General features: G+C 54.4%; 21 protein-coding genes and 1 pseudogene. 8 read left to right on the forward strand and 14 right to left on the reverse strand.

Annotation, left to right across the window (positions count from 1 at the left end; genetic code table 11):
* The first annotated feature begins 436 nt into the window (after positions 1-436).
* Both JQC72_RS11870 and JQC72_RS11875 read left to right on the forward strand, forming a co-directional pair.
* Entirely contained in the window at positions 437-784 is a 348-nt protein-coding gene (locus JQC72_RS11870) for an ArsR/SmtB family transcription factor (protein ID WP_205495907.1), read from the forward strand.
* Positions 785-788: 4 nt separating this feature from the next.
* Entirely contained in the window at positions 789-1,235 is a 447-nt protein-coding gene (locus JQC72_RS11875; RefSeq protein ID WP_205495909.1) for an SRPBCC family protein, read from the forward strand.
* Between the two features lie 309 nt (positions 1,236-1,544).
* Here the strand turns inward: JQC72_RS11875 and JQC72_RS11880 are convergent, their stop codons facing one another.
* Positions 1,545-2,417, reverse strand: coding sequence for a DUF6612 family protein (locus JQC72_RS11880; RefSeq protein WP_205495911.1), 873 nt, complete (start codon positions 2,415-2,417; stop codon positions 1,545-1,547).
* Positions 2,418-2,732: 315 nt separating this feature from the next.
* On the opposite strand from JQC72_RS11880, the gene JQC72_RS11885 reads away from it, so the two are divergent.
* Entirely contained in the window at positions 2,733-2,948 is a 216-nt protein-coding gene (locus tag JQC72_RS11885) for a hypothetical protein (RefSeq protein WP_205495913.1), read from the forward strand.
* Positions 2,949-3,108: 160 nt separating this feature from the next.
* Here the strand turns inward: JQC72_RS11885 and JQC72_RS16590 are convergent.
* From JQC72_RS16590 to hemA, 8 genes and pseudogenes are all read right to left on the reverse strand, one after another.
* Positions 3,109-3,327, reverse strand: a pseudogene (locus JQC72_RS16590) (zinc ribbon domain-containing protein); the annotation flags it as partial.
* A gap of 83 nt (positions 3,328-3,410) precedes the next feature.
* Positions 3,411-4,463, reverse strand: coding sequence for a siroheme decarboxylase subunit alpha (gene ahbA, locus JQC72_RS11895; protein ID WP_205495916.1), 1,053 nt, complete (start codon positions 4,461-4,463; stop codon positions 3,411-3,413).
* A complete protein-coding gene (gene hemB, locus JQC72_RS11900; protein ID WP_205495919.1) occupies positions 4,460-5,443 on the reverse strand; it encodes a porphobilinogen synthase in 984 nt (327 codons plus the stop codon). The genes ahbA and hemB overlap by 4 nt, the downstream gene beginning before the upstream one ends.
* The gene (cobA, locus tag JQC72_RS11905) at positions 5,440-6,990 is read right to left on the reverse strand and encodes a uroporphyrinogen-III C-methyltransferase (protein ID WP_205495921.1); all 1,551 of its coding nucleotides are present in this window, start codon (positions 6,988-6,990) and stop codon (positions 5,440-5,442) included. Before cobA ends, hemB begins: the two co-directional genes overlap by 4 nt.
* On the reverse strand, positions 6,987-7,913 hold the full coding sequence (hemC, locus tag JQC72_RS11910) for a hydroxymethylbilane synthase (RefSeq protein ID WP_205495928.1): 927 nt from the start codon (positions 7,911-7,913) through the stop codon (positions 6,987-6,989). The genes cobA and hemC overlap by 4 nt, the downstream gene beginning before the upstream one ends.
* 38 nt (positions 7,914-7,951) lie before the next feature.
* A complete protein-coding gene (locus JQC72_RS11915) occupies positions 7,952-8,605 on the reverse strand; it encodes a precorrin-2 dehydrogenase/sirohydrochlorin ferrochelatase family protein (RefSeq protein WP_205495930.1) in 654 nt (217 codons plus the stop codon).
* 14 nt (positions 8,606-8,619) lie between these two features.
* Positions 8,620-9,435 carry a cytochrome C assembly family protein gene (locus JQC72_RS11920; protein WP_205495936.1) on the reverse strand — a complete coding sequence of 272 codons (816 nt, stop codon included), beginning with the start codon at positions 9,433-9,435 and terminating at the stop codon, positions 8,620-8,622.
* Positions 9,436-9,453: 18 nt separating this feature from the next.
* Positions 9,454-10,833 carry a glutamyl-tRNA reductase gene (gene hemA / locus JQC72_RS11925; RefSeq protein WP_205495937.1) on the reverse strand — a complete coding sequence of 460 codons (1,380 nt, stop codon included), beginning with the start codon at positions 10,831-10,833 and terminating at the stop codon, positions 9,454-9,456.
* A 218-nt stretch (positions 10,834-11,051) separates the two neighbouring features.
* Here hemA and JQC72_RS11930 point away from each other — a divergent pair, with 218 nt between their 5' ends.
* The 3 genes from JQC72_RS11930 to JQC72_RS11940 are packed head-to-tail and all read left to right on the forward strand — an operon-like array spanning position 11,052 to position 13,713.
* On the forward strand, positions 11,052-12,050 hold the full coding sequence (locus JQC72_RS11930; RefSeq protein WP_302104805.1) for an ABC transporter substrate-binding protein: 999 nt from the start codon (positions 11,052-11,054) through the stop codon (positions 12,048-12,050).
* A gap of 59 nt (positions 12,051-12,109) precedes the next feature.
* Positions 12,110-12,880: an ABC transporter ATP-binding protein gene (locus JQC72_RS11935; protein ID WP_205495938.1), complete on the forward strand. Its 771-nt coding sequence runs from the start codon at positions 12,110-12,112 to the stop codon at positions 12,878-12,880.
* On the forward strand, positions 12,877-13,713 hold the full coding sequence (locus JQC72_RS11940) for an ABC transporter permease (protein WP_205495939.1): 837 nt from the start codon (positions 12,877-12,879) through the stop codon (positions 13,711-13,713). Before JQC72_RS11935 ends, JQC72_RS11940 begins: the two co-directional genes overlap by 4 nt.
* A gap of 135 nt (positions 13,714-13,848) precedes the next feature.
* On the opposite strand, the gene JQC72_RS11945 is transcribed toward JQC72_RS11940, so the two are convergent.
* Positions 13,849-14,499 carry a response regulator gene (locus tag JQC72_RS11945; RefSeq protein ID WP_205495940.1) on the reverse strand — a complete coding sequence of 217 codons (651 nt, stop codon included), beginning with the start codon at positions 14,497-14,499 and terminating at the stop codon, positions 13,849-13,851.
* Positions 14,471-16,336, reverse strand: coding sequence for a GAF domain-containing sensor histidine kinase (locus JQC72_RS11950; protein WP_205495942.1), 1,866 nt, complete (start codon positions 16,334-16,336; stop codon positions 14,471-14,473). Before JQC72_RS11950 ends, JQC72_RS11945 begins: the two co-directional genes overlap by 29 nt.
* Before the next feature lie 165 nt (positions 16,337-16,501).
* Here JQC72_RS11950 and JQC72_RS11955 point away from each other — a divergent pair, with 165 nt between their 5' ends.
* A complete protein-coding gene (locus JQC72_RS11955) occupies positions 16,502-17,428 on the forward strand; it encodes a DMT family transporter (protein ID WP_205495944.1) in 927 nt (308 codons plus the stop codon).
* A 90-nt stretch (positions 17,429-17,518) separates the two neighbouring features.
* Positions 17,519-17,992 carry a hypothetical protein gene (locus tag JQC72_RS11960; protein WP_205495946.1) on the forward strand — a complete coding sequence of 158 codons (474 nt, stop codon included), beginning with the start codon at positions 17,519-17,521 and terminating at the stop codon, positions 17,990-17,992.
* 32 nt (positions 17,993-18,024) lie between these two features.
* Here JQC72_RS11960 and JQC72_RS11965 read toward each other — a convergent pair whose 3' ends face one another.
* From JQC72_RS11965 to lon, 3 genes are all read right to left on the reverse strand, one after another.
* On the reverse strand, positions 18,025-19,134 hold the full coding sequence (locus tag JQC72_RS11965) for a D-alanine--D-alanine ligase (RefSeq protein ID WP_205495948.1): 1,110 nt from the start codon (positions 19,132-19,134) through the stop codon (positions 18,025-18,027).
* A gap of 113 nt (positions 19,135-19,247) precedes the next feature.
* Entirely contained in the window at positions 19,248-19,838 is a 591-nt protein-coding gene (gene yihA / locus JQC72_RS11970) for a ribosome biogenesis GTP-binding protein YihA/YsxC (RefSeq protein ID WP_205495950.1), read from the reverse strand.
* Positions 19,819-22,092: an endopeptidase La gene (lon, locus tag JQC72_RS11975; RefSeq protein ID WP_419179866.1), complete on the reverse strand. Its 2,274-nt coding sequence runs from the start codon at positions 22,090-22,092 to the stop codon at positions 19,819-19,821. Before lon ends, yihA begins: the two co-directional genes overlap by 20 nt.
* Positions 22,093-22,290: the final 198 nt, after the last annotated feature.

The raw sequence follows: 22,290 nt of genomic DNA on the forward strand, positions 1-22,290 counted from the left end.
GTGGTTAAACCCCTTTTTTCAGAGGAGGTTCTTTTTTATGAAAGCAGGTTTTTACTTCCGATAATGTATTGGTATCGGAAGTAAAAAGGAGTGCAGTCGGAAGAGGACTTTGAGATGTCCCGCCAGCAATTGATAAAAAGGTACGCTAAGCACGAAAACCCTTCATTTTGAACGTAATTGCATACGCTAAGGATCGTTCTGTGATGAAAAATTCAAGGGATATTCCCCTTTCTAAGCACGGCGTTTATGTCATGCACTATCTGCAAAAGTGGCGTTGAAAGGCTATTTTCACGTCGGAGAGTGATTTCTCGGGATCAATTTTAGTCTTGTACACAACCTTAACAGTAAGGGAATGGTGGCGACTCCAGCCCAGACTTTCACCCTGCACAATATTTATAACTTTACAGTTATATAACCAATAGGTAATATAAAAACCATGAGGAGTTCAATCTTTGAAGTAATGGCTGAACCCAATCGTCGGCGAATACTTGATCTTCTGAGAGAACGTGAACGTTCTGTGGGAGAACTTGTCAAAGAGACCCGACTTAGTCAACCCGGAATCTCTAAACATCTTCGGGTCCTTCGCGAAGCCGGGTTGGTTGAGGTTCGCCAAAAAGGACAAAAACGCGTGTACCATTTACGCGCCGAACCACTAGTAGAAATCGATAACTGGCTTGAGCCGTATCGACGGTTCTGGTCCGAAAATCTGGATGCTCTTGAAAAACATCTAAACGGGAAGGACAAACATTCAACAGACGCAGCGCTCCCCGAGAAGAAAGGATGATCCCATGAATTTTGAGTCGAATGCCAAAATACGTGTCACCCGTCGCTTTAGCGCATCGCCGGAGCAAGTTTTCGAGGCTTGGCTGGATCCTGAGATGATCGGCAAATGGATGTTCGGCCCTGCTCATCCTGAACGTGAAGAAGAAGTCGTGCGAATCTCTCTCGATCCGCGTGTGGGAGGCTCGTTCTCTTTCGTTGTGCGTCGACAAGGACAGGAAATTGACCACGTAGGGGAGTATCTTGAAATCGACCGGCCTCGCCGCCTCGTGTTCACCTGGGGAGTGGCGGACGTGGGGGATAGCAGCCGTGTCATCATCGACATCGTTCCGCTGGAGAAAGGGTGCGAGCTCACATTGACCCACGAATTGCACCCAAACTGGGTAAACTTCGCAAGCCGCGCCGAGGCCGGCTGGACCAAGATGCTCGACGTTCTAGCCGAAACACTCAGTTAGGGGAAACTAATAAACAAAACCCGGAACCCTTAACACACAGGGTACCGAGCTTTTTTAGCCGTGCCCCTTTGATTTCATAGAAAGATGCTGATGTTTTCACCAATAATCTTTTGAGAAAACCCCGAACGGGAATCTGATCATCGTTCAGTGACATCCTCCATCAAATCTTCTTCCAAAATTCTCTTGACTAAACAGAAAGGAGCCCATTTGAAGGCTCCCTCGATTTCGCGACACCATCGTCATTCGCCTCCGCCATGCACCGTGCAACCGGAGTTGCAAAACCGGTGACGGAGCGGTTCTTCACAGACGTTATTGCACCTGTACTTCTTGGGCGCTGTTTTTCACGTCTTCCGGTACGGTGATCGTTCCGTTGAACTCACCAACCAGATTCATTTCCGTTTTTTGACTCGCCTTCAACACACCGCTGGCGGAAGGATCATTGATCGGGATGTCCATTTTGATCTCTTGCACCACTTTGGTCTGTTTGAAGGTCTTTTTGTCGATGGTGATTTTTTGCGTAAATTGATGCAGTTTGATTTGAGCGGCATCCACGGGGACACCCGCCTGCTGAAGCTGCGGCAGCATCGCAGCCTTCACTTCCTCCAGGAATACGTCCTTAATTTTGTGAGTGGTTTGTTCGTTTACGTTGATCTCCAATAGGTAGGCGTCCGCTGTCTCCGTCATTTTCAGCATTTTCTTTTCTTCCGGTGTTTGCAGCTTACCGAGCAACTCTTCCAGCTTTTGCAACGCTTGGTTCGGATTTTGTGAATTGTCGGCGGAACCGAGATCCGGCGCTTTCGATTTAATCCAACCGCTTCCGTCGACCGTCTGCTGATAGATTTCATTGCCGACCAGATACATTTCTCCGGTGATTTGCTGTCCTTCACTATGAATCGTTGTCGTCGTATGCATTGCCTGCGGTTTATTGGTCATCTCCAGTTTGGCCTCGATGGTTTGATCGACGGATTGGGTTTGACCGCCCGCTTCAATTTCGATGGTTTGATTTCCTGTTGCTTTGTAGGAAAATCCTTTCGCGTTTTCGGCGGCATGCTCTGCTTTGATCAGCACTTCCTTGGGCGTCAGCTTTTTCATGCCCTCGGCGTCGATGTTGAGTTGTCCACAACCCGAGACGAGAACCAGAATCATGGCAGAAACAAGCAACCAATTCCACTTGCGACGCATCACAGTCTCCCTTTCTTTTTTGGATGATTGCCGACTCCCTTTGAAGTACTAATAAAAAAATCAAGACTTTATCTCAACTTCAAAAGGAGACTTTACCATTTTATCACAAAGTTCACTAACCGTCATGCAGAATTTGCGATTTTTATTCTTTTGTCCATATTCCCCCATTTCCATAGAAAAAAAGTACTAGAATGCATCTGGAAAATTCTGTTCACACAGCCTCCTTAACGAAACGTCCCGTATTGACACTCCACACGGCTAAAGTACCACAGGCACTCCCTATGGTCGCCGTGGGATTCTAGGGAGTGTCTGGTATTGTCCACAGTGTTTTCCCGGCTCGCTCCACCTGCGCCCTGCAGGAATGCAGATGATGATCGCTCCGACCCGGTCAACGCAGGTCGCGGGCAAAGTACGCTTCGCTTGGAGGAAATTGCCCGCGATTTCAATCCTGCGCTTCCCGAGTCTTCGCTCAGTCAGGGCTTGGTCAGTCGCTCGTCCGGGAAAACATTGCTCCCTTACGGAATGAAATGACCAGACACGCCCCAGAGTGGCAAACGCCCTCAGTCCATTTCTGTTTCGAGCCCCCTCAATCTAAGGCTGTGTCATCAGCCCGTCCCACCCGGTTCGCATGTACCCGGACGGGCGGCACATCTGCGACCAATGGAAGTGCCCGTGGTATTACCAGTGTGCCGGCTTTGGCGATGTGGATCGCTCCACTCAGAACAGCGCGGATGGTGTATCCGCACTGTCTGCACTTGAAGCGGATGCTGCTTCGGTTCGCCTTGTCTCGATGACCGCACTCGCAGGTTTGGCTGGTGTATTCGGGGTTGACGATCTCCACCCGAATGCCCGCCATCCCTGCCTTGCAGCGAATCATCTCTTTCAGCCGATAAAACACCCGGAAATGCAGGTAAAGCAAAACACCCCCACCGATGGATCGGCGGGGGTCATCTCCGTGATGTGAACACGTACAGCGTTGAGACACGTCTTCATTCACAGGCCGAAACGGCGGATCACTTTTTCCTCCCACTCATCCGCTTCCGGAGTGAAATAAGAGACGCGGGTTTTTTTGTATTCCTTGGTAGAGTACAAGACGGCGCGCTCGGTAATCCCCGTTTCATCCTCGATCGCCTGCAGAATCGATTCGCACTCCTCCATCGTCCGGCCGTGTACCATGGTAAAGATACTGTACGGCCAATCCGGGTACGTCGGACGTAAATAGCAGTGGCTGACCGCCTTGAAGGAAGCCATTTTCGGTCCGACCTCATCCACCCGATCTTCCGGTACGGCCCAAACGCCCATGCCGTTGAAACGGAAGCCGGCCTTACGGTGATGGAGCACGGCGGCAAAGCGGCGCATCTGTTTCCGGGCTTGCAGATCGCGGCCGGCTTGGAGGAGTTCCTCCGTGCTGATGCCGATATTTTGGGCCCAACGGTCAAACGGCCGGGACTCAATCGGCAGGTCTTTCTGCAGTTCACGAATGACGGCAATGTCGAAGTCGGAGACGGTTTTGGCCGCCTGTTTCCGGTCTTCTTCCCCGTAAGCCGGTTTGGCCTTTGCCTTGGTCTGGTCTTCCTTGCCGGTCATGTCCAGCTGAACGCCGATCTTGAACAATCGGAGCGTGGGCATCAGCCGGATTACATCCACTTCAGCCATTTCGCCCAAGAGCTCCACCGTTTTTTCCAATCCGAGACGGCTGTTCGGGGGCACGGCGATCGTAAACCACAGGTTGTAGTCATGATTGCGCTTGTAGTTATGGGAGACGCCGGGGTGATCGTTGATGATCTGCGCCGCCTCGTCCAGCCGCTCTTCCGGAATTTTGGCCGCCACCAAGCTGGATTGGTATCCGAGTGTGCGCGTATCGAAAATGGCAGAGATCTGCCGGACAATGTCCCCTTTCATCCGGCGAACCCGCTCCATGACATCTTCTTCCGTCGTGCCCACCTTATCGGCTATGGCCAAGAAGGGGCGCTCCACCAACTCGATGCCTTCCTGCAACAGGTTCAGGATTTCCTGATCCAATCGGTCCAACGTTTGTGCGGTCATCCGATCATCCCTCCTCGCAGCCACCGGGCCACATCTTTGGCGTGATAGGTCAGAATCAGGTCGGCGCCGGCACGTTTCATCGCAGTCATCAGTTCCATCACGATACGCTGTTCGTCGATCCACCCGTTTTGCGCAGCCGCTTTCACCATCGCATACTCGGCACTGACGTTGTACACCGCCACCGGCAGATCAAACCGCTCTTTCAACCGGTAAAGGATGTCCAGATACGCCATGCCCGGTTTCACCATGAGCAGATCGGCTCCCTCTTCCACATCGGAAGCCGCTTCCCGCAGCGCTTCCCGTGCGTTGGCCGGGTCCATCTGGTACGTGCGGCGATCTCCGAATTGGGGTGCCGAATGAGCCGCATCACGGAACGGACCGTAGAAGGCGGAGGCATATTTCACCGCATACGACATGATCGGGATGTTGGTGAACCCTGATTCGTCCAGTCCCTGGCGGATGGCGGCGACAAACCCGTCCATCATGTTGGAAGGCGCGATCATGTCCGCACCGGCACGTGCTTGGGAAACAGCGGTTTTCACCAACAGCTCCAGTGAAGAATCGTTGTCGATCTCCCCGTCTTCCACCACGCCGCAGTGGCCGTGGTCGGTGTACTGGCACAGGCATGTGTCCGCGATGACATAGAGCCCGGGATGCCGCTCCTTGATCCGGCGGATGGCCCGCTGGACGATGCCGTTTTCATCATAGGCGGAACTGCCGCAGGCGTCTTTTTCATTTGGCACGCCGAAGATCAAGACGGACGGGATGCCGAGGTCCACCACTTCGTCGATTTCTTCATCCAGCCGATCCAGGGAGAAATGACAGACTCCCGGCATGGACGGAATCTCTTCTTTTACACCGTTTCCTTCCACGACAAACAACGGGTAGATCAAATCCGTCACTTGCACATGGTGTTCCCGCACCATGCTTCGGATTGCCTCATTTCTTCTCAATCGGCGATGACGCGCGAACGGTTTCATCGCAATTCCCCCTTCGTCAGCACTTTCGGCGGATGTTGGGCAATGGCCTCAACCAATCCGTCGATGGTAAAGCGCTCCGCCACCACATCCGGCGTCAGTCCGAGTTCTTCCGCTGTTTGGGCGGTGATCGGTCCGATGCACGCGATTTGCGTCCCTTGGACCAGAGACAGCCAGTTTTCCCGAACGGAACGGATTGCGTCCACGAAATTACGGACCGTGGATGAACTGGTAAACGTAATGACGTGAATGGCACCGTTTTCCAACATGTCGGCCACTTCTTCCGCATTTTCATTGCCGACAACCGTGTCGTAAGCGTCCACTTCCTCCACTTGACACCCCAGTTTCTCCAGTTCGACAGCCAGCACTTTGCGGGCGATGTCAGCACGCGGGAGCAGAATGCGTTCCCCGGCACGAACCAACGGTTTCAGGTGCTCCACCAACGCCTCCGCCTGGTATTTGTCGGGCAGCACCTCAACCAAAAGCCCCTTCTCTTCCAGGGCTTCCGCAGTTTTCGGACCGATCGCCGCGATCTTGGCCCGGGACATCGAACGGATGTCCAGCTTCAGCTCGCGCAAACGGCGGAAGAAATACTTGACACCGTTGACACTGGTGAACACCACCCAGTCATACAAGCCGAGCCGGTTCAACGCTTGATCCAGCAAGTCCTGCCGCTTCGGACGCGTGAGGTGAATCACCGGAAACTCGACTGCTTCTCCGCCCAACGCCTCAATTTTCTCCACCAACGAACTGCTTTGACTGCGTGCGCGGGTCACCAGCACGCGACGGCCGAACAACGGCTTGTTCTCAAACCACTTCAGCTTGTCGCGCAACCGGACCACTTCACCCACAATGATAATGGCTGGCGGTCGGAAGTTGGCTTCCCGGACCTTTTCCACGATGTCCCCCAACGTCCCCGTCAGGACTTCCTGTTCCACGCGCGTGCCCCAGCGAATCAGGGCGACAGGGGTCTCTTCGGAACGACCATGCCGGATCAATTGTTCGCGGATGAACGGCAAATTGCCCACGCCCATCAGGAAAATCAACGTTTCCGAAGCAGTGGCCAATTTGTCCCATCGGATGGTGGATTCCGTTTTTTCCGGCCGCTCATGTCCGGTCACAATGGTGAAGGAAGGGTTGATGTCCCGGTGCGTTACTGGAATCCCGGCATACGCGGGAACGGCAATGGCAGATGTGATGCCGGGCACCACTTCAAACGGGATGCCGTGCTCCGCCAACATCTCCGCCTCTTCGCCGCCCCGACCGAAAACAAACGGATCTCCTCCTTTCAGCCGGGTGACCGTTTTGCCTTCTTTCGCTTTCTCCACCAGCAACCGGTTGATATCTTCCTGTGTCAAGGTGTGCCGGTCCGGCATTTTCCCCACATAAATTCGCTCGGCATCCGGTTTGGCATATCTCAGCAATCGGGGACTGGCCAATCGGTCATACACGATCACATCGGATTTTTCGATCGCTTCCTTCCCTTTGACCGTGATCAGCCCGGGATCGCCGGGGCCTGCTCCCACCAAGTATACGGTGCCTGCGTTCATCTGCTCATCTCCTTTCGCAAAGCCGACAACAATGCTCCCGCTCCCTTTTCCAGCAACTGTTGTGCCAGTGTACGGCCGACTTGCTCCGGCTCCGAACCTTCGACAGTACCGCGTAACACCTTTCGGCCATCCGGGTGCGCCACCATGCCGATCAGACGGATCGATCCGTCCGTTGCCTCTGCGTACGCGCCGACCGGCAAATGACAACCGCCTTCAAATGCACGCAAAAACGCCCGTTCCGCACGAACGGCCCGTTCGGTCTTTGAATCGTTGATCCGCTTCAATCCTTCCAACACTTCAACATCGTCGGCACGACACTGGACAGCCAATGCTCCTTGCCCCACGGCCGGCACCATGATATCCGTCGAAAGCGCTTGCGTGACGCGATCTTGCCAGCCCATCCGGGACAGGCCCGCCACCGCAAGGAGAACGGCGTCAAACTGCCCTTCCTCCATTTTGCGCAGACGGGTGTCCAGATTACCGCGCACCGGTTCCACCGTTACATCGGGCCGATACGCCAATATCTGCGCCTGCCTGCGCAAACTGCTGGTACCGATCCGCGCACCGGACGGCAGTTTCTCCAACGATTGCCCGCTGCGGGTGATCAGGCAATCCCGCGGGTCTTCCCGCTCCGTCACCGCGCCGATCACCAGACCATCCGGCATTTCGCCGGGCATATCCTTCATGCTGTGGACAGCGATATCGATCCGCCCGTCCAACAGCGCTTGTTCGATCTCTTTGACGAAAAGCCCCTTGCCGCCGATTTTGGACAAAGTGACGTCCAAAATGCGATCCCCTTTGGTCACAATTTTTTCCTGTCGCAGCTCCCAGCGGGGATTCGCTTCCCGAAGCCGGTCCATGACCCAACGGGTCTGGGTCAGCGCCAAAGTGCTTTTCCTGGTTCCCACCACTACGGTTCGCATGATCGTCTGTGTCCTCCTCACTGCCCGATCCGAACGGATCACCCGCTGATTTCCGCCGTGGCCGCTTGTTCGATCCAACTCTCCATGCGACGGCGCGCTTCCGCGGGATCGTTTTTGCACAGTGCCATCCATTCCTCATCCACAAGGCGGGCCATCAATTGATGGCGGACAGCCGCATCGGTGATTGTCTCCTGAATCCGTTGGCGCATCTCTTTGAGCAGATTCAGGTAGACCGCGTATTCGGGTCCGTACGCTTTTTCCAACTCCCGGCGGATTTTTTTGGCCAACGTAGGACTGGCCCCTCCTGTGGATACGGCGATTTGCAGTTGTCCCCGACGAAGGGTGGAGGGCACGGTAAAATTGCACAGATCGGGCCGGTCCACCACATTGATCCATGCCCCGCATGCCTGCGCCTCCTCATACACCGCCCGGTTGACCGCTTCCTGGTCCGTGGCGGCAATCACCAGGGTACATCCCGCCGCATCTCCCTTGCGATAGGGACGGGCATGGTACGTAATCTCTCCCTGCTCCGCCCACACTTGCAGACCGGGGGTCACATCAGGGCTGACCACGATCACGTCAGCGCCCCCTTCCAACATCGAGGCCGTTTTTCGCTCCGCCACCGGTCCGCCGCCCACCACGAGGCAACGCCGACCAGTCAAATCCACCATCATCGGATAAAACCGTTTCATCGCATTCGTCTCCCCTACATCCACCGGTGGAATGAAAATCCCGTAACGGAAATCCAATAATTGACCAACGTCGCCAGGAACGACACGACATTCCACCACGCCAGCCGCCGTCCGTGCCATCTCTGTTTCGCCCTCTGATACAAAAGAATCGCGTACAACAACACCACAATCAGAGAGCCGATAATTTTCGGATCGTACCATAATCCGCCGATATTCGTCTGATACGCCCAGATCACACCCAAAATGATCGCCGAGAGCAACAACGGCATCCCGATCAGGGAAAAACCGTATGACAGCCGTTGCAAATGTTCCAAACTGGGCAACAAGCGCAACAGACGGTTCCATTTCTTCTGTTTCAGCAAATGATCTCCAATCAGGTACAGAATCGCGAAAACGGCGGACAAAGAAAAAGCCGCATAGGCCAAAAACGCCATCGTGACATGGACGAACACCAATTCCGACAGGAGCAGTCGGGACAAATGGCGTGACGTGTCACGGGCGACAAAAAAATTGATGGCCAGTACGGCAAACCCCACCAAATTCGCGGAAAACACAACCAAATCCATTCGATACAACCAGTTGATCAACAAGGTGAGCGCCACAATGGCCCACGAGTAGAAAAACAAAGAATCAAACGGTGTCATCAGCGGAAACAGTTCAAAAAGCCGAAAAGCAATAAACACGGTTTGAATCATCCAGACCGCGATGAACAAGGAAAGTGCCAGTTGATTGGCCCGCCGGTTCTTGTGCAGTAAATCCGCAAAGGCAAAAAGGAGCCCTAACGCATAAAGATAAATAATCAGATCATACACCCAACGCTCAGCGAACACGGCGGCCACCCCTTTCGTTCACGAGCGGAACGTCACCTTGCCACCGGCAAAAACCGGATGACGAAGCGGTGCGGCGACGTTTTCCAACGAAGGCGCGTGCGCTTGTTTCGGTTTTTCCGCCTGTTGTTTCTTCAGGGTTTCTTCCAGCGCAAAGATGTGGGCGAACATCTCCAACGCCTCATCGCGATCGGGGCCGGCAGCCAATTCTTTGGCTCGCATGATCGGGTCACGCAGCAACTGATTGACAATGCTCTTGGTGTGCTTTCGGATCACACGCAACTCCCGCTCAGTCAGATCCGGCAATTTGCGCTCAATGCTTTTCATCGTTTCTTCCTGAATGGCCAACGCTTTTTCACGCAATGCCGTAATCAGCGGAACGACACCGAGCGTCTGCACCCAATCCCGGAAATCGCGTACTTCCTCTTCGATCATACGGCGTACCTTTTCCGCTTCCTGCTCGCGCAGTTGCAGGTTGGCCGCCACAATCTCCTGCAAGTCGTCAATATCGTACAGATACACGTTGTCCAATTCATGCACGTCCGGCTCGATGTCGCGCGGTACGGCGATATCGATCAGAAACAGCGGCGAACTTCGCTCGGGCAACACCCGCTTGATCATTTCCCGGGTGATGATCGCGCCGGGCGCTCCCGTGGAGCTGACGACGATGTCCGCTTCACGCAAGCTCTGATGCAACTGCGTCAACGGACGCGCTTCGGCACCGAAGTGCGCTGCGACTTCCCGCGCTTTTTCCCACGTGCGGTTGAGCACGATCATCCGATCGGCTCCGTTGGCTTGAAAGTGTTTGGCCGTCAGCTTACCCGTTTCGCCCGCACCGATCAAGAGCACCGTTTTGCCTGAGAATGCGGGAAACAGTTTTTTCCCCAGCTCCACCGCAGCATAGCTGACGGAAACGGCGTTTTGGCCCAGCTCCGTCTCGGCGTGAGCCCGCTTTCCGAGCGTAATCGCCTGGCGAAACAGCGTGTTGAACATCGTGCCGGTGGTTTGATGTTCCTGCGCTTTCAAGAAAGCATCACGCACTTGTCCCAGAATTTGCGTCTCCCCGATCACCATCGAATCCAGCCCGCACACCACCGTAAACAGATGACGGACCGCTTCATCGTTTTGTTTGATATACAGATGATCGACGAACTCCGATTTGGGAACGGAGAACCATTCTTCCAAAAACGTTTTGGCGTAGTATTCGCCCGTATGCAATTGATCGCAAATGACGTAAAGCTCCATCCGGTTGCAGGTGCTGACGATGACGCTCTCCAAAATGCTCTTGGTATGGCGCAATCTCGTCACGGCTTTTCCCCATTCGTCTTCGGAGAACGCCATACGCTCCCGCAACGATACCGGAGCTGTCTTGTGATTGAATCCGACCACCAAAATGTGCATGAACCCCACCCCGATTCCAGGTCATCCGTGCCCGAGTGCCTGCTCACCGGGTATTTTGCGGAATCAGTCGCTTCCCTGTTGATGGACACTCTTTTTCTATTTCAGTCTTTCCTTATTATATCATAGGCTATTCCTACATCAGGAAAGCCAATGTGAACAGAATTTGAAGCCCAGGCATACGATACATCAGCCCAGAATTTTGAGAAAGGATGACCAACATGCGAACATTTCGGTGGATGATCGGATTCGCCGTTCTCTCCTGTTGGTTGATGGTTGTAACGGCCTGTTCCCCGTCCTCTTCCCAATCCCGTACCATTCGATTGGTTGAGGTGACCCATTCCATGTTTTACGCGCCACAGTATGTGGCGATCCGCAAAGGCTTTTTCAAAGAGCAGGGATTAACGGTGGAGCTGACCAACGGCTTCGGCGGCGACAAAACGATGACTGCCCTTTTGTCGGGTGATGCCGATATTGTATTGGTCGGCGCGGAAGCCGCCGTCTACGTCACTGCCCGCGGTGCTTCCCGCCCGGTGGTCGGCATCGCCCAATTGACGCAGACGGACGGCAGTTTTCTCGTCGCCCGCAATCAAACCGGGCCGTTCCGGTGGAGCGACCTGCGCGGCAAATCACTGTTGGGCCAGCGAAAAGGAGGCATGCCCCAGATGGTGAGTGAGTACGTGCAGCGCCTCCATGGCTTGAAACCCCATAAAGATGTGAAAATCATTCAAAACGTCGACTACAAAAATCTCGGCAACGCCTTTGCCGCCGGGACAGGGGACTACGTCCAGTTGTTTGAACCCGTTGCCTCCAAACTCGAACAGGAGGGGAAAGGAAGAGTCGTTGCCTCATTCGGAAAAGACAGCGGTCGCCTGCCCTATACCATCTACATCACCAGTCAATCCAACCTGGAACAAGATCCCGATACCCTGCTTCGTTTCATTCGTGCCGTGTATCAAGGCCAAAAATGGGTGCAATCGCATTCCGTGCAGGAAATTGCGGAGGTCATTGCTCCTGAGTTTCCCGACACAAATCGTGCCGTCTTGGAAAAAGTGCTGCAAAGATACAAGGAACAACAGGCATGGGCCACCGATCCGATCATTGACCGACAAGAATACGGTCATATGATGGACATCATGCGTCAAGCCGGTGAACTGCCCGGCAACGTACCCTATGACACCATCGTCAAAATGGAGTTAGCCAAAAAAGCGATGCGGTAAACCGTCCCCTGCACATCCGGGGCGACGGTCGCCGCGCCCGTGTTTGGGGGAATAGCGATATGCGATCTTCCCATGCCATCGTGCTGGAACAAGTGGTCAAAACCTACATGACCAAAACGGAAGAAATTCACGCCGTGGGTCCCGTCGATCTGACGGTCAAACCCGGTGAGTTCCTGTCGCTGGTCGGCCCCAGCGGATGTGGAAAAAGTACGATTTTGTCCCTGATGGCGGGGTTGATCCCCGCCACTGCCGGTACGGTGCGAATTTTCGGTGAAGCCCTGCGTTCCCCGTCTCCCCGAGTCGGATACATGCTGCAACAGGACTGCCTCCTGGAATGGCGAACGATCAAAGGCAACGTGCTGTTGGGATTGGAATTGCGCGGTCTTCTGTCCGACCGTACAATCGGTCGGGCACTTGACCTCCTCCACGAATTGGGTCTGGGGGATGTGGTGCATCATTATCCCTCTCAACTATCCGGCGGCATGCGCCAGCGGGCGGCTCTGGTCCGCACACTGGCTGTTGACCCCGATATCCTCTTGTTGGACGAACCGTTCTCCTCTCTGGATTATCAACAAAAATTGCACTTGGAGGAACTGATGGTGACCGTCTTGCGCGAACATAAAAAAACAGCCGTGCTGGTCACACATGACTTGGAGGAAGCATTGGCCGTTTCCGATCGGGTGTTGGTGATGGGCGGCCGGCCAAGCCGGGTCCGCAGAACACTCAGCATACCCGAGGAGGTGCGGGCCGCCTCACCGATGGAAGCCCGCAGTCACCCGATGTTCCGCACGTTGTTCGATGAACTGTGGAGGGAGATGGAACGCCGATGACACCATGGTTACCTTCAAAATCGGAAAAGGGCGGGCGTTCTCCCGCCCACACGCGCTATCTTCGCCGCCTGCGCCTGCGACATTGGAGCGTGTGGGGTTGCCGCCTCGCCCTGGTGCTCCTGTTTTTCGGCGGATGGCAGATCAGTGCTGACCGTGGATGGATCGATCCGTTTTTGTTCAGCAGTCCCTCCCGCATGGGAGAACAGCTTCTCCAATTGCTCCGGTCCGGTGATTTGATCCATCATGTCGTCACAACCGCAACCGAGACGGTCATCGGATTTTCGATCGGCACCGCCTCAGGGATCGCTCTGGCCACGCTGATCTGGTCCTCCCCTTTTCTTTCCCGTGTCTTGGACCCTTTTCTCGTTGTGATCAACAGCATGCCCAAAGTGGCGCTCGGCCCGCTCTTCATCGTCTCGATGGGAGCGGGATACGGTTCGATTCTGGCGATGGGCGTGGCCATCACAGTGATCATCACCACGCTCGTCATCCACTCCAGCTTTCAAAACGTCGATCCCGATGCATGCAAACTGGCCCGATCCTTCGGTGCCACCCGGCGCCAATTGTTTGTCAAGATTATTTTCCCGGCCTGCATCCCCGACATGATCGCCGCACTGAAAGTGAATGTCGGACTCGCCTGGGTAGGCGTGATCGTCGGGGAGTTCCTCGTTTCCAAAGCCGGACTCGGCTATTTGATCATTTACGGATTTCAGGTGTTCAATCTGACGCTGGTCATGATGAGCCTGTTGATCGTGGCCGTGTTGTCCACGGTCATGTACCAACTGGTGGCTTGGCTGGAACATCGGCTCCTCCGGCACCGTCATCTGTCATGACAAGGAGCAGGTGACTGCCAACTTTCGCGGGTTTCGATTTCCCGTCTGATGCTCCGCACCCGACGGGAAAGTCGGACCCGCTCCTGAAATCGTGTGGATCAATCACTTTGTGAGCAGTATCGGGTTGCATTTCGTCTATTCCAACACCACCAATTCGTGTTGGATCGCATAGATAATCGCTTGGGAACGGCTTTTGACCCCCAGCTTTTTCAGGATGTTGCTGACATGAATCTTCACGGTTTTGTCACTGATGAACAATTGTTCCGCTATTTCTTTGTTGCTGTGCCCTTTGACCATCAATTGCAACACATCCAATTCCCGAGGGGTGAGATTCTCGTCGGAGCTGCCCCGTTCGCCTCTTTTTTCTCCGGTCAAATTATCCAGCAGTTTACGCGCCATCACCGGGTGGAGTGTCGACTCGCCACGGGACGCGGAGCGGATTGCCGCGATCACATCCCCCGACGGTGCATCTTTGAGCAGATAGCCCGTGGCACCGGCTCGGATTGATTCATAGAGATACTCGTCCCGATCATACATGGTCAATACAATGATGGCGATCCCGGGATGCTGGGCGTGAATGCGGCGAATCGCTTCCACCCCGTTCATGCCCGGCATATTGATATCCATCAGGATCACGTCGGGATGAACTTGTTCCACCAACTGCAATGCTTCGATGCCGCTCTTGGCCTCTCCCACCACTTCCATGTCATCTTCCAAACTGATAATATTGGACAAGCCGTCACGCAAAACGGCATGATCATCCACGAGTAATACGCGAATAGACATGAACGGACTCCTCCTCGCTTTTCTCCGTCGGAATCGTCAGGATCACACGCGTTCCTCTGTTCGGTTTACTCAGAAACTGTAATGCCGCCTCCAGTTTTTGCGCGCGTTCGTTCATACCGACGATACCGTACCGTTTGTGGGCCTCCGCTTTGGAAATCGCTTTGCCCAAACTGAATCCCACCCCGTCATCCTGCACGATCAAGCGGACATATTCGGATGAGAACCGCAATTGCACGCGCACCTTGGTGGCTTGCGCATGTTTGGCCACATTGTTCAGTGCCTCATGACACACCTGATAAATGGTTTCCTCCCACTCCTGCAACAACGGATACGCTCGTCCCTTGATCTGAAATACGGACCATTGACCCGTCTCGCGCTGATGTGCTTCGACGCGTTGCCGCAATGCAGGCAGCAAACCCAACCGAGCCGCGGGAGAAGGCCTGAGCGCCGTGATCGAGTGGCGAACCTCCTTCAATCCTTCCCTCAGCTTCTCCTGCGCTTCCTCCAGCCACTGACGCACCCGCTCCGGATGGGTGTCAAACACCCGGGCCGCAGACTCCACTTTCATCAAAACACCAGCCAGCGATTGTCCGATGCCGTCGTGAATTTCGCGTGCCAAACGGTTTCGTTCCTCCGCCACCACCCGGCGTTCCCGCTCTTCCATCAGTTTGGCGGTACGCATCGCGACCACCGCTTGACTGGCCAAAACGGTGAGAAAACGCAAATCCATGTCGCGAAATCCGTAGGTTTCCGTTTTCCCCAGCGTGATGACGCCCATCACATCTCCATTGACTTCCAACGGCACCGACAGAAGGGATTTCACCCCTTCCGCATCCGTCGGCGTTCCCTTACAGCGGGGGTCCTTGCGCACATCATGGATACACGCCGGTTTCGCGTGGGAGGCGACCCATCCGCTCAATCCGCGGTTGAGCGGCAGCGGTCTGTGCCTTACCTTCAACGTTTCCTCCCCCGCGAATACTTCCGGGTACAATTGACCGTCGCGCAACAAGTACACGACACCGTATGTATAATCGATCACTTTGGACAACGGAATCAATGTCTCCTTCATCACTTCGCGCAAGTCCAGCGTTTGATTGATCCGTGTCGCGATGACGAAAAGCAGCTCCATCTTTTGCTGCTGCCGTTTGAGGCGGGCGATGATGTTCAACAGAACGGCGAAACCGACCAACGGCGCAAAGAAAAAGGCGATTTCCAACAAACCGTGCGGTTGTCGCGGTACTTCAAACACGATGGCCACCGTGCAATACAGGAAGGAAAGCAACAGCAAGCCGGGCTCCAATGGCCAACTTCCCCACCAGGTCTTGCCGCGCCGGGAGGCGGGCATCAGCTGTTCGACACCGTCACGAATCCCTTTGCTTACCAACTCGTACACCAATAAAAACGTGATCAGACCGAACAGCAACCGGGACAACGGCGCCAAACCGATCAACCACGGACGGACCGCATGATGCGCTTCGCTGGCGGCAAACAGACCGATCAACGTGTATCCGGTTCGAAAGAGTGCCCGGGAAAACGACTGACGCTTCAACCAAGTGACGAGTAATGCGACATCGACGAAAATCAACCCGGCGACGGAAGGGGAGAACAAGGTGCTCAGCGCATACAAAAGCGGAAAATGAACGGTTGCTTTCCCCCCGCCTGCCGGATGGGGATGATATTCCACGACAAACAGGTAAATGCCGATCAAGACAAGCACGGACCAACCTGCCGAAAAAGTAACGGGATGAAACAAGTCGCGCACCATCCAGCCCCAACCCGCCATGATGACAACCGTCATCAATACCCTTTCCCACGCTTTTTTCCAGTTTCTCATCATTCCCGGCTTTCCCTCCCTTCACGCGCGCTTCGCGGCAGGGCACATCATTTCCCCTCATCCCTTCATCCATTATTTTCGATGAAGGAAGCTATTTTCGCAAATCTTACCCATTTTCCCGCAAATGTGATAAGATGGGATCAAACTTTGCTTGAAGGAGGGGCGTGGATGTCCAAACGCTGGATTGCAGAGGGTACATTGTTGGGAATCGCGTTTTTATGGGGAATCACATTCGTCCTGGTACAAAACGCCATCACTGTGCTGCCTCCGTTTTCTTTTTTGGCCGTCCGCTTCGGGTTGGCTTTTTTGCTGTTGCTTCCCTTTGCTTTCACTTCCCGCAACCGGTCGAAAGAAAGCGCCCTCCGTGCTGGTTATCTCGGTTTGCTGTTGGGTGTCTGGCTGTATCTCGGATACGCATTGCAAACCTGGAGCCTTTTGTACACCACATCGGGTAAGTCCGGATTTCTGACCGGCTTGTCCGTTACGCTGGTTCCCGTGCTGTCCTTTTTCATCTTGCGGATCACACCCAAACCCACGGCTGTCGCCGGTATCCTGTGCTCCGTTCTCGGTTTGTATCTGTTGGCTTTTGTGGATTTTTCCGCGATTAACATCGGAGATGTACTCGCTTTTTTGTGTGCGATTGCGTTTGCTCTCCAGATTGTATATACGGGAAAATACGCGCCGGACGGAGATGCTTCCATGATCGTGACCGCACAGATTGGCACCGTGGCATTCCTCAGCCTGCTTTCCTCCGCGATCTGGGAGAATCCCGCCGCGATTTTCCGTGCGGACATTTACTTGAACCCCGACGTGGCAACCGCGTTGATCGTGACCGCTTTGTTCTGTACGGCAATGGCCTTCTGGGCACAAACCCATTTTCAAAAATACACCACGCCCAACCGGGTGGCGCTCATCTTTGCGATGGAACCGGTTTTTGCCGCACTGGGCGATTACTGGTTCAAAGGCGTCACTTTGAACCCCACGGCACAAGCGGGTTGTCTGTTGATCTTCCTGGGTATGATTCTGGCCGAAATCGACGTGACCTGGTGGAAAAAAATCCGTTGGTCGTCTCAACAAAGAAGCAAGGCCTCCTGACGGTTTACCGTCAGGGATCGATACCCCATTCGATGTATCCGTATGTTTGATTATACCGGAATTTCATCAGTGAGGTGAGCGTTCAGAGATATGCGGTCCAAATGGACGGGCCTGGGATTGATCATCATCGGCGTTGGGTTGTTGATGGTCAAAACCGACTGGCCCTATACCGAACGATTGTGGCACTGGGAGTTCGGACTGTTGTTCGCGGGGCTGATTCTCCTGCTGGCGGCAATCACCCGTCGCAACCGCAACCTGACGTTGTGGGCGGCGATGCTGACCGGTGTGGGACTGCAGTTGTGGGCGCCGTTGTACATCCCCACATGGCCGAAGCATTGGAGCATGATCCTCTGGATCGTCGGCTCAGCCTTTTTGGTAAGGGCATTGGTCTTCAAGGAACGACAAAACGGGATCATCGGCGCGCTCCTGATCGCCGTCGGTTTGTTCGCTTGGCCCAAGATCAAGGAAGTGGAAGGGTTGGCGGGCATCTCCGACACCTTGCACACCTACTGGCCGGCTTTGATCGTGTTGCTCGGTTTCGTCCTGATCGTGATGCGAAAATGAAAAAGCGGTTCGCATGGAACCGCTTTTTCATTTTACTTGGCTTCATCCAACTTCAAAGTGGTGACCGTCTTTTCCTTCTCCCGATGACGTTCCATCGCCAGCTCGATCAGCTTGGTAATCAGGTCCGTATAGGACAAACCGCTGTGTTCCCACAGCTTGGGATACATGCTGTATTGCGTAAACCCGGGCAATGTATTGATCTCGTTGATCAGCACCTGACCATTGTCCTTGCGGACAAAAAAGTCGACACGGGCCAAACCGCTGCAATCGATCGCCCGATATGCTTTCACGGCCAATTGCCGGATCTTTTCGGCGGTTTCCGCAGGCAAATCGGCCGGGATGCGCATCTCAGATTTGCCGTCGATGTATTTGGCGCGGTAATCGTAAAAGTCGTTGGAAGAAATGATTTCCCCCGGCACAGACGCTTGGGGATCGTCATTCCCCAACACCGCCACTTCCACTTCCCGGGCCGGAATGAACTCTTCCACCACGACCTTGCGGTCGTACTGTGCAGCCAAACGCAATCCCTTGATCAGCTCTTCCCGGTTTGTGGCCTTGGAAATGCCAACACTGGAACCCAGATTGGCCGGTTTGAGAAAAACGGGATAATCAAAAGCCGCTTCAATTTCCTCGATCACGCGATCCATCTCCCGTTCCAACCGGGATCGGAGAACATGTGAAAACCTTCCCTGCGGCAACCCTTCCTGGGCGAAGATTTTTTTCATGATCACCTTGTCCATGCCCACGGCGGAAGCGAGAACACCTGCTCCCACATACGGAATGTTGGCCAACTCAAAAAAGCCCTGGATGGTGCCGTCCTCTCCATACGTGCCGTGCAGCACGGGAAACACCACATCCACCGCATCCCAATCCAGCGCCGGCACCATTCCCTCTCCCTGTACGGAAACGTCCGGCAGACGGGATTTCAGGCTCTCCAACAATGCCGGCTCCCCTTTTTTCTCCAGGTACGGCAGTGCTTTCTGCCCGATGCGCCATTCTCCCGACTTGTCGATGGCAATCGGGATAACGTCGAAACGATTCCGATCGATCGCTTTCAAAACGGAGGCAGCCGATTGAACGGAGACCTCGTGTTCTCCCGATTTCCCCCCAAACAACACTGCTACGCGAAGTTTCTTGCCCAATCCTCTCCCAACCTTTCTCTGTGCACGCTTGCCGCATCGCACGACGGGTTTCTCGTTTGTAGCCTATTCCATCATAAAATAAATGGTTCATGCGGAAAAGGGGCGGCGCTTGATCACCCTTCCGTCACAAGCGCCGCAATCGCGTTCCACAGCTCATCTTTTCCCTGACCCGTTTCAGCGGAAAACAGGACCAACGGGTCGTCCGCACGGATCTGAAGCCCTTCCCGTACTTGTTTCATATGCTTCGGCCATTTGCCGCGGGGGATTTTGTCCGCTTTGGTGGCGACGACAATCACCGGGATGCCGTAATGTCTCAACCAATCATACATCATCCGGTCATCCCGGGTGGGCGGATGACGCACATCCACCACTTGAATGACTCCCTTCAACTCTCGGCGGTTCAGCAGATAGCCTTCGATCATGCGGGCCCAGGCAGCTTTGGTTTCCTTGGAAACGCGGGCGAATCCGTACCCTGGCATATCGGCAAAATACAGCCGGCCATTTACCCTGTAAAAGTTGATGGTCTGTGTTTTACCCGGTTTGGAACTGGTCCGGGCCAGATTTTTACGATGGACCATCCGATTGATCAGCGATGATTTTCCCACATTGGAACGCCCGGCCAGAGCGATTTCGGGCAGGGCGTCCTCAGGGTATTGTGACGGTTTGACCGCACTGATGACAAATTCAGCTTGTTTCACGTTCACGTGGATCCCTCACCAACGCCCGAGGCAACACTTCATCCATGTGCTCCACCAACGTAAACGTCAAATCACGGCGGACGCTCTCGGGCACATCATCCAAATCCTTCTCGTTGTCTTTGGGTATCAGGACATGACGGATGCCGGCACGGTGCGCGCTGAGCGCTTTTTCCTTCAGGCCGCCGATCGGCAACACACGACCGCGCAACGTAATTTCGCCCGTCATCGCCACGTGGCGGGAAATCGGGATACCGGTCAGCGCAGATACAAGTGCTGTGGCCATGGTGATCCCGGCGGATGGTCCGTCTTTGGGGATCGCCCCTTCCGGCACGTGGATGTGAATATCGTTTTTCTCGTGAAATTCCGGATCAATATGGAACTCCTCAGCCCGGGAACGGATATAGCTGAACGCGGCCTGAGCCGATTCCTTCATCACGTCGCCCAATTTTCCGGTCAACGTCAGTTTCCCCTTGCCGGGCAAAACCGTCACCTCGATGGTCAGCGTGTCGCCGCCCGTTTCGGTCCACGCCAGCCCGGTGGCGGCTCCGACTTGATCCGTCTCTTCGGCCCTTCCATACCGAAACTTGACCGGCCCCAGGAACTGCTCCAGGTTTTTCGGGGTGATCACCACTTTTTTCTTTTCACCGGTAACCAGCAGTTTCGCCGCTTTGCGGCACAGGGTGCCGATCGTGCGTTCCAGATTGCGCACACCCGCTTCCCGGGTGTAGTGACGGATCACTTTCAATATCGCGTCTTTTTGAATTTGCAACTGTTCCTTGGCCAAACCGTGCTCTTTCATCTGTTTGGGAATCAGATACCCTTTGGCAATCTGTTCCTTTTCCAGCTCGGTGTAACCGGAGATGTTCAAAACCTCCATCCGGTCCAACAGCGGACGTGGAATGCCATACAAGCTGTTGGCCGTGGTGATGAACATCACCTTGGACAAATCATAGGGAATCTCGATGTAATGATCACTGAACGTGGCGTTTTGTTCCGGGTCCAACACTTCCAACAACGCTGCCGCCGGGTCACCACGAAAATCGGCCGACATTTTGTCGATCTCATCCAGCAAAAAGACCGGATTGATCGTGCCTGCCGTTTTCATCCCCTGAATGATCCGCCCGGGTAACGCGCCTACATACGTCCGCCGGTGACCGCGGATTTCCGCCTCATCCCGCACGCCGCCCAAAGAGACGCGCACAAACTTCCGGTTGAGGGCGCGGGCAACCGAGCGGGCCAATGAGGTTTTCCCCACCCCAGGCGGGCCTACCAGACACAGGATGGGGCCTTTGAGCTTTTTCACCATTTTCTGGACGGCCAGATACTCCAGTACCCGCTCCTTGGCTTTTTCCAAACCGTAATGATCCTCATCCAAAATTTTTTCCGCTTTTTTCAGGTCGAGATCATCCTTCGTTTCCTTGCGCCAGGGAAGTTGGAGCAACCATTCCACATATGTGCGGATGACGCCCCCTTCCGCCGAGGTGGTCGGGATCTTCTCCAGCCGTTCGATCTCTTTTTCCACTTTTTCCACCACATAATCGGGCGCATCCAACTTGGACAGTTGTTCCCGCAACTCCTCCACTTCGCCGACACGACCTTCTTTTTCTCCCAGCTCCCGTTGGATCGCCTTCATCTGTTCACGCAGGTAATACTCTTTTTGTGTTTTCTCCATCTGCTTTTTGACGCGCTGGCTGATTTTGCGCTCCAGCTCCAGCACTTCCCGCTCATCGTTGAGCATTTCGAGAAGCGTTTCCAATCGTTTATGAACGTCAATCGTCTCCAAAATCTTTTGCTTGTCGGCGATCTTCAGCGGCAGATGGGATGCGATGATGTCGGCAAGCCGACCGGGATCGTCGATGTCCGCCACCGCCGAATACGTCTCCGGCGATACCTTTTTGGATAAACGCAAGTATTGCTCAAAATAGTCCAATACTGAGCGCATCAGGGCTTCCAGTTCCAGATCATCTTTCACCTGCGGTGCCAGTTGGGTTACACGAACACGGTAGTAGTTTTGTTCATCGAGAAATTCGTCAATGGCCGCCCGGTGCAACCCCTCCACCAACACGCGAATCGTGCCGTTGGGCAATTTCAGCATCTGACGGACGCGAGCGATCGTCCCCATCCGAAAAATGTCGTCCGGGGACGGTTCCTCTATATGAACTTCACGTTGGGTTGACAACACAATCAGGTTCTCGTCGACCATCGCTTGTTCCAACGCCTTGACTGAGCGTTCCCGGCCAACATCCAAATGTAGTACCATGCTCGGATAGACAATCAATCCGCGCAACGGCAATAACGGCAATATGCGCTGCTCCTCTTTCACGGCCGTTTGAGCACCTCCACTGCTGTGATGACGCTTGTGGGAGTAACGGAAGGTCGAGCTTTGTTCGATTTTATCTTATTAACCAAGATTTGTCCATGACAGGAAGGGTTGAGAAACGGTGGACGGGAAAAGGGG

It is taken from the genome of Polycladomyces zharkentensis, assembly GCF_016938855.1.
GTDB lineage: Bacteria > Bacillota > Bacilli > Thermoactinomycetales > JIR-001 > Polycladomyces > Polycladomyces zharkentensis.

Coding starts and splice junctions, on each gene's coding strand:
- JQC72_RS11870 (WP_205495907.1), top strand. CDS start 437: ATGAGGAGTTCAATCTTTGAAGTAATGGCTGAACCCAATCGTCGGCGA.
- JQC72_RS11940 (WP_205495939.1), top strand. CDS start 12,877: ATGACACCATGGTTACCTTCAAAATCGGAAAAGGGCGGGCGTTCTCCC.
- JQC72_RS11960 (WP_205495946.1), top strand. CDS start 17,519: ATGCGGTCCAAATGGACGGGCCTGGGATTGATCATCATCGGCGTTGGG.
- JQC72_RS11915 (WP_205495930.1), bottom strand. CDS start 8,605: ATGAAACGGTTTTATCCGATGATGGTGGATTTGACTGGTCGGCGTTGC.
- hemC (WP_205495928.1), bottom strand. CDS start 7,913: ATGCGAACCGTAGTGGTGGGAACCAGGAAAAGCACTTTGGCGCTGACC.
- JQC72_RS11950 (WP_205495942.1), bottom strand. CDS start 16,336: ATGATGAGAAACTGGAAAAAAGCGTGGGAAAGGGTATTGATGACGGTT.
- JQC72_RS11875 (WP_205495909.1), top strand. CDS start 789: ATGAATTTTGAGTCGAATGCCAAAATACGTGTCACCCGTCGCTTTAGC.
- JQC72_RS11930 (WP_302104805.1), top strand. CDS start 11,052: ATGCGAACATTTCGGTGGATGATCGGATTCGCCGTTCTCTCCTGTTGG.
- JQC72_RS11880 (WP_205495911.1), bottom strand. CDS start 2,417: ATGCGTCGCAAGTGGAATTGGTTGCTTGTTTCTGCCATGATTCTGGTT.
- lon (WP_419179866.1), bottom strand. CDS start 22,092: ATGGTACTACATTTGGATGTTGGCCGGGAACGCTCAGTCAAGGCGTTG.
- cobA (WP_205495921.1), bottom strand. CDS start 6,990: ATGAACGCAGGCACCGTATACTTGGTGGGAGCAGGCCCCGGCGATCCC.
- JQC72_RS11935 (WP_205495938.1), top strand. CDS start 12,110: ATGCGATCTTCCCATGCCATCGTGCTGGAACAAGTGGTCAAAACCTAC.
- hemA (WP_205495937.1), bottom strand. CDS start 10,833: ATGCACATTTTGGTGGTCGGATTCAATCACAAGACAGCTCCGGTATCG.
- hemB (WP_205495919.1), bottom strand. CDS start 5,443: ATGAAACCGTTCGCGCGTCATCGCCGATTGAGAAGAAATGAGGCAATC.
- JQC72_RS11955 (WP_205495944.1), top strand. CDS start 16,502: ATGTCCAAACGCTGGATTGCAGAGGGTACATTGTTGGGAATCGCGTTT.
- JQC72_RS11945 (WP_205495940.1), bottom strand. CDS start 14,499: ATGTCTATTCGCGTATTACTCGTGGATGATCATGCCGTTTTGCGTGAC.
- ahbA (WP_205495916.1), bottom strand. CDS start 4,463: ATGACCGCACAAACGTTGGACCGATTGGATCAGGAAATCCTGAACCTG.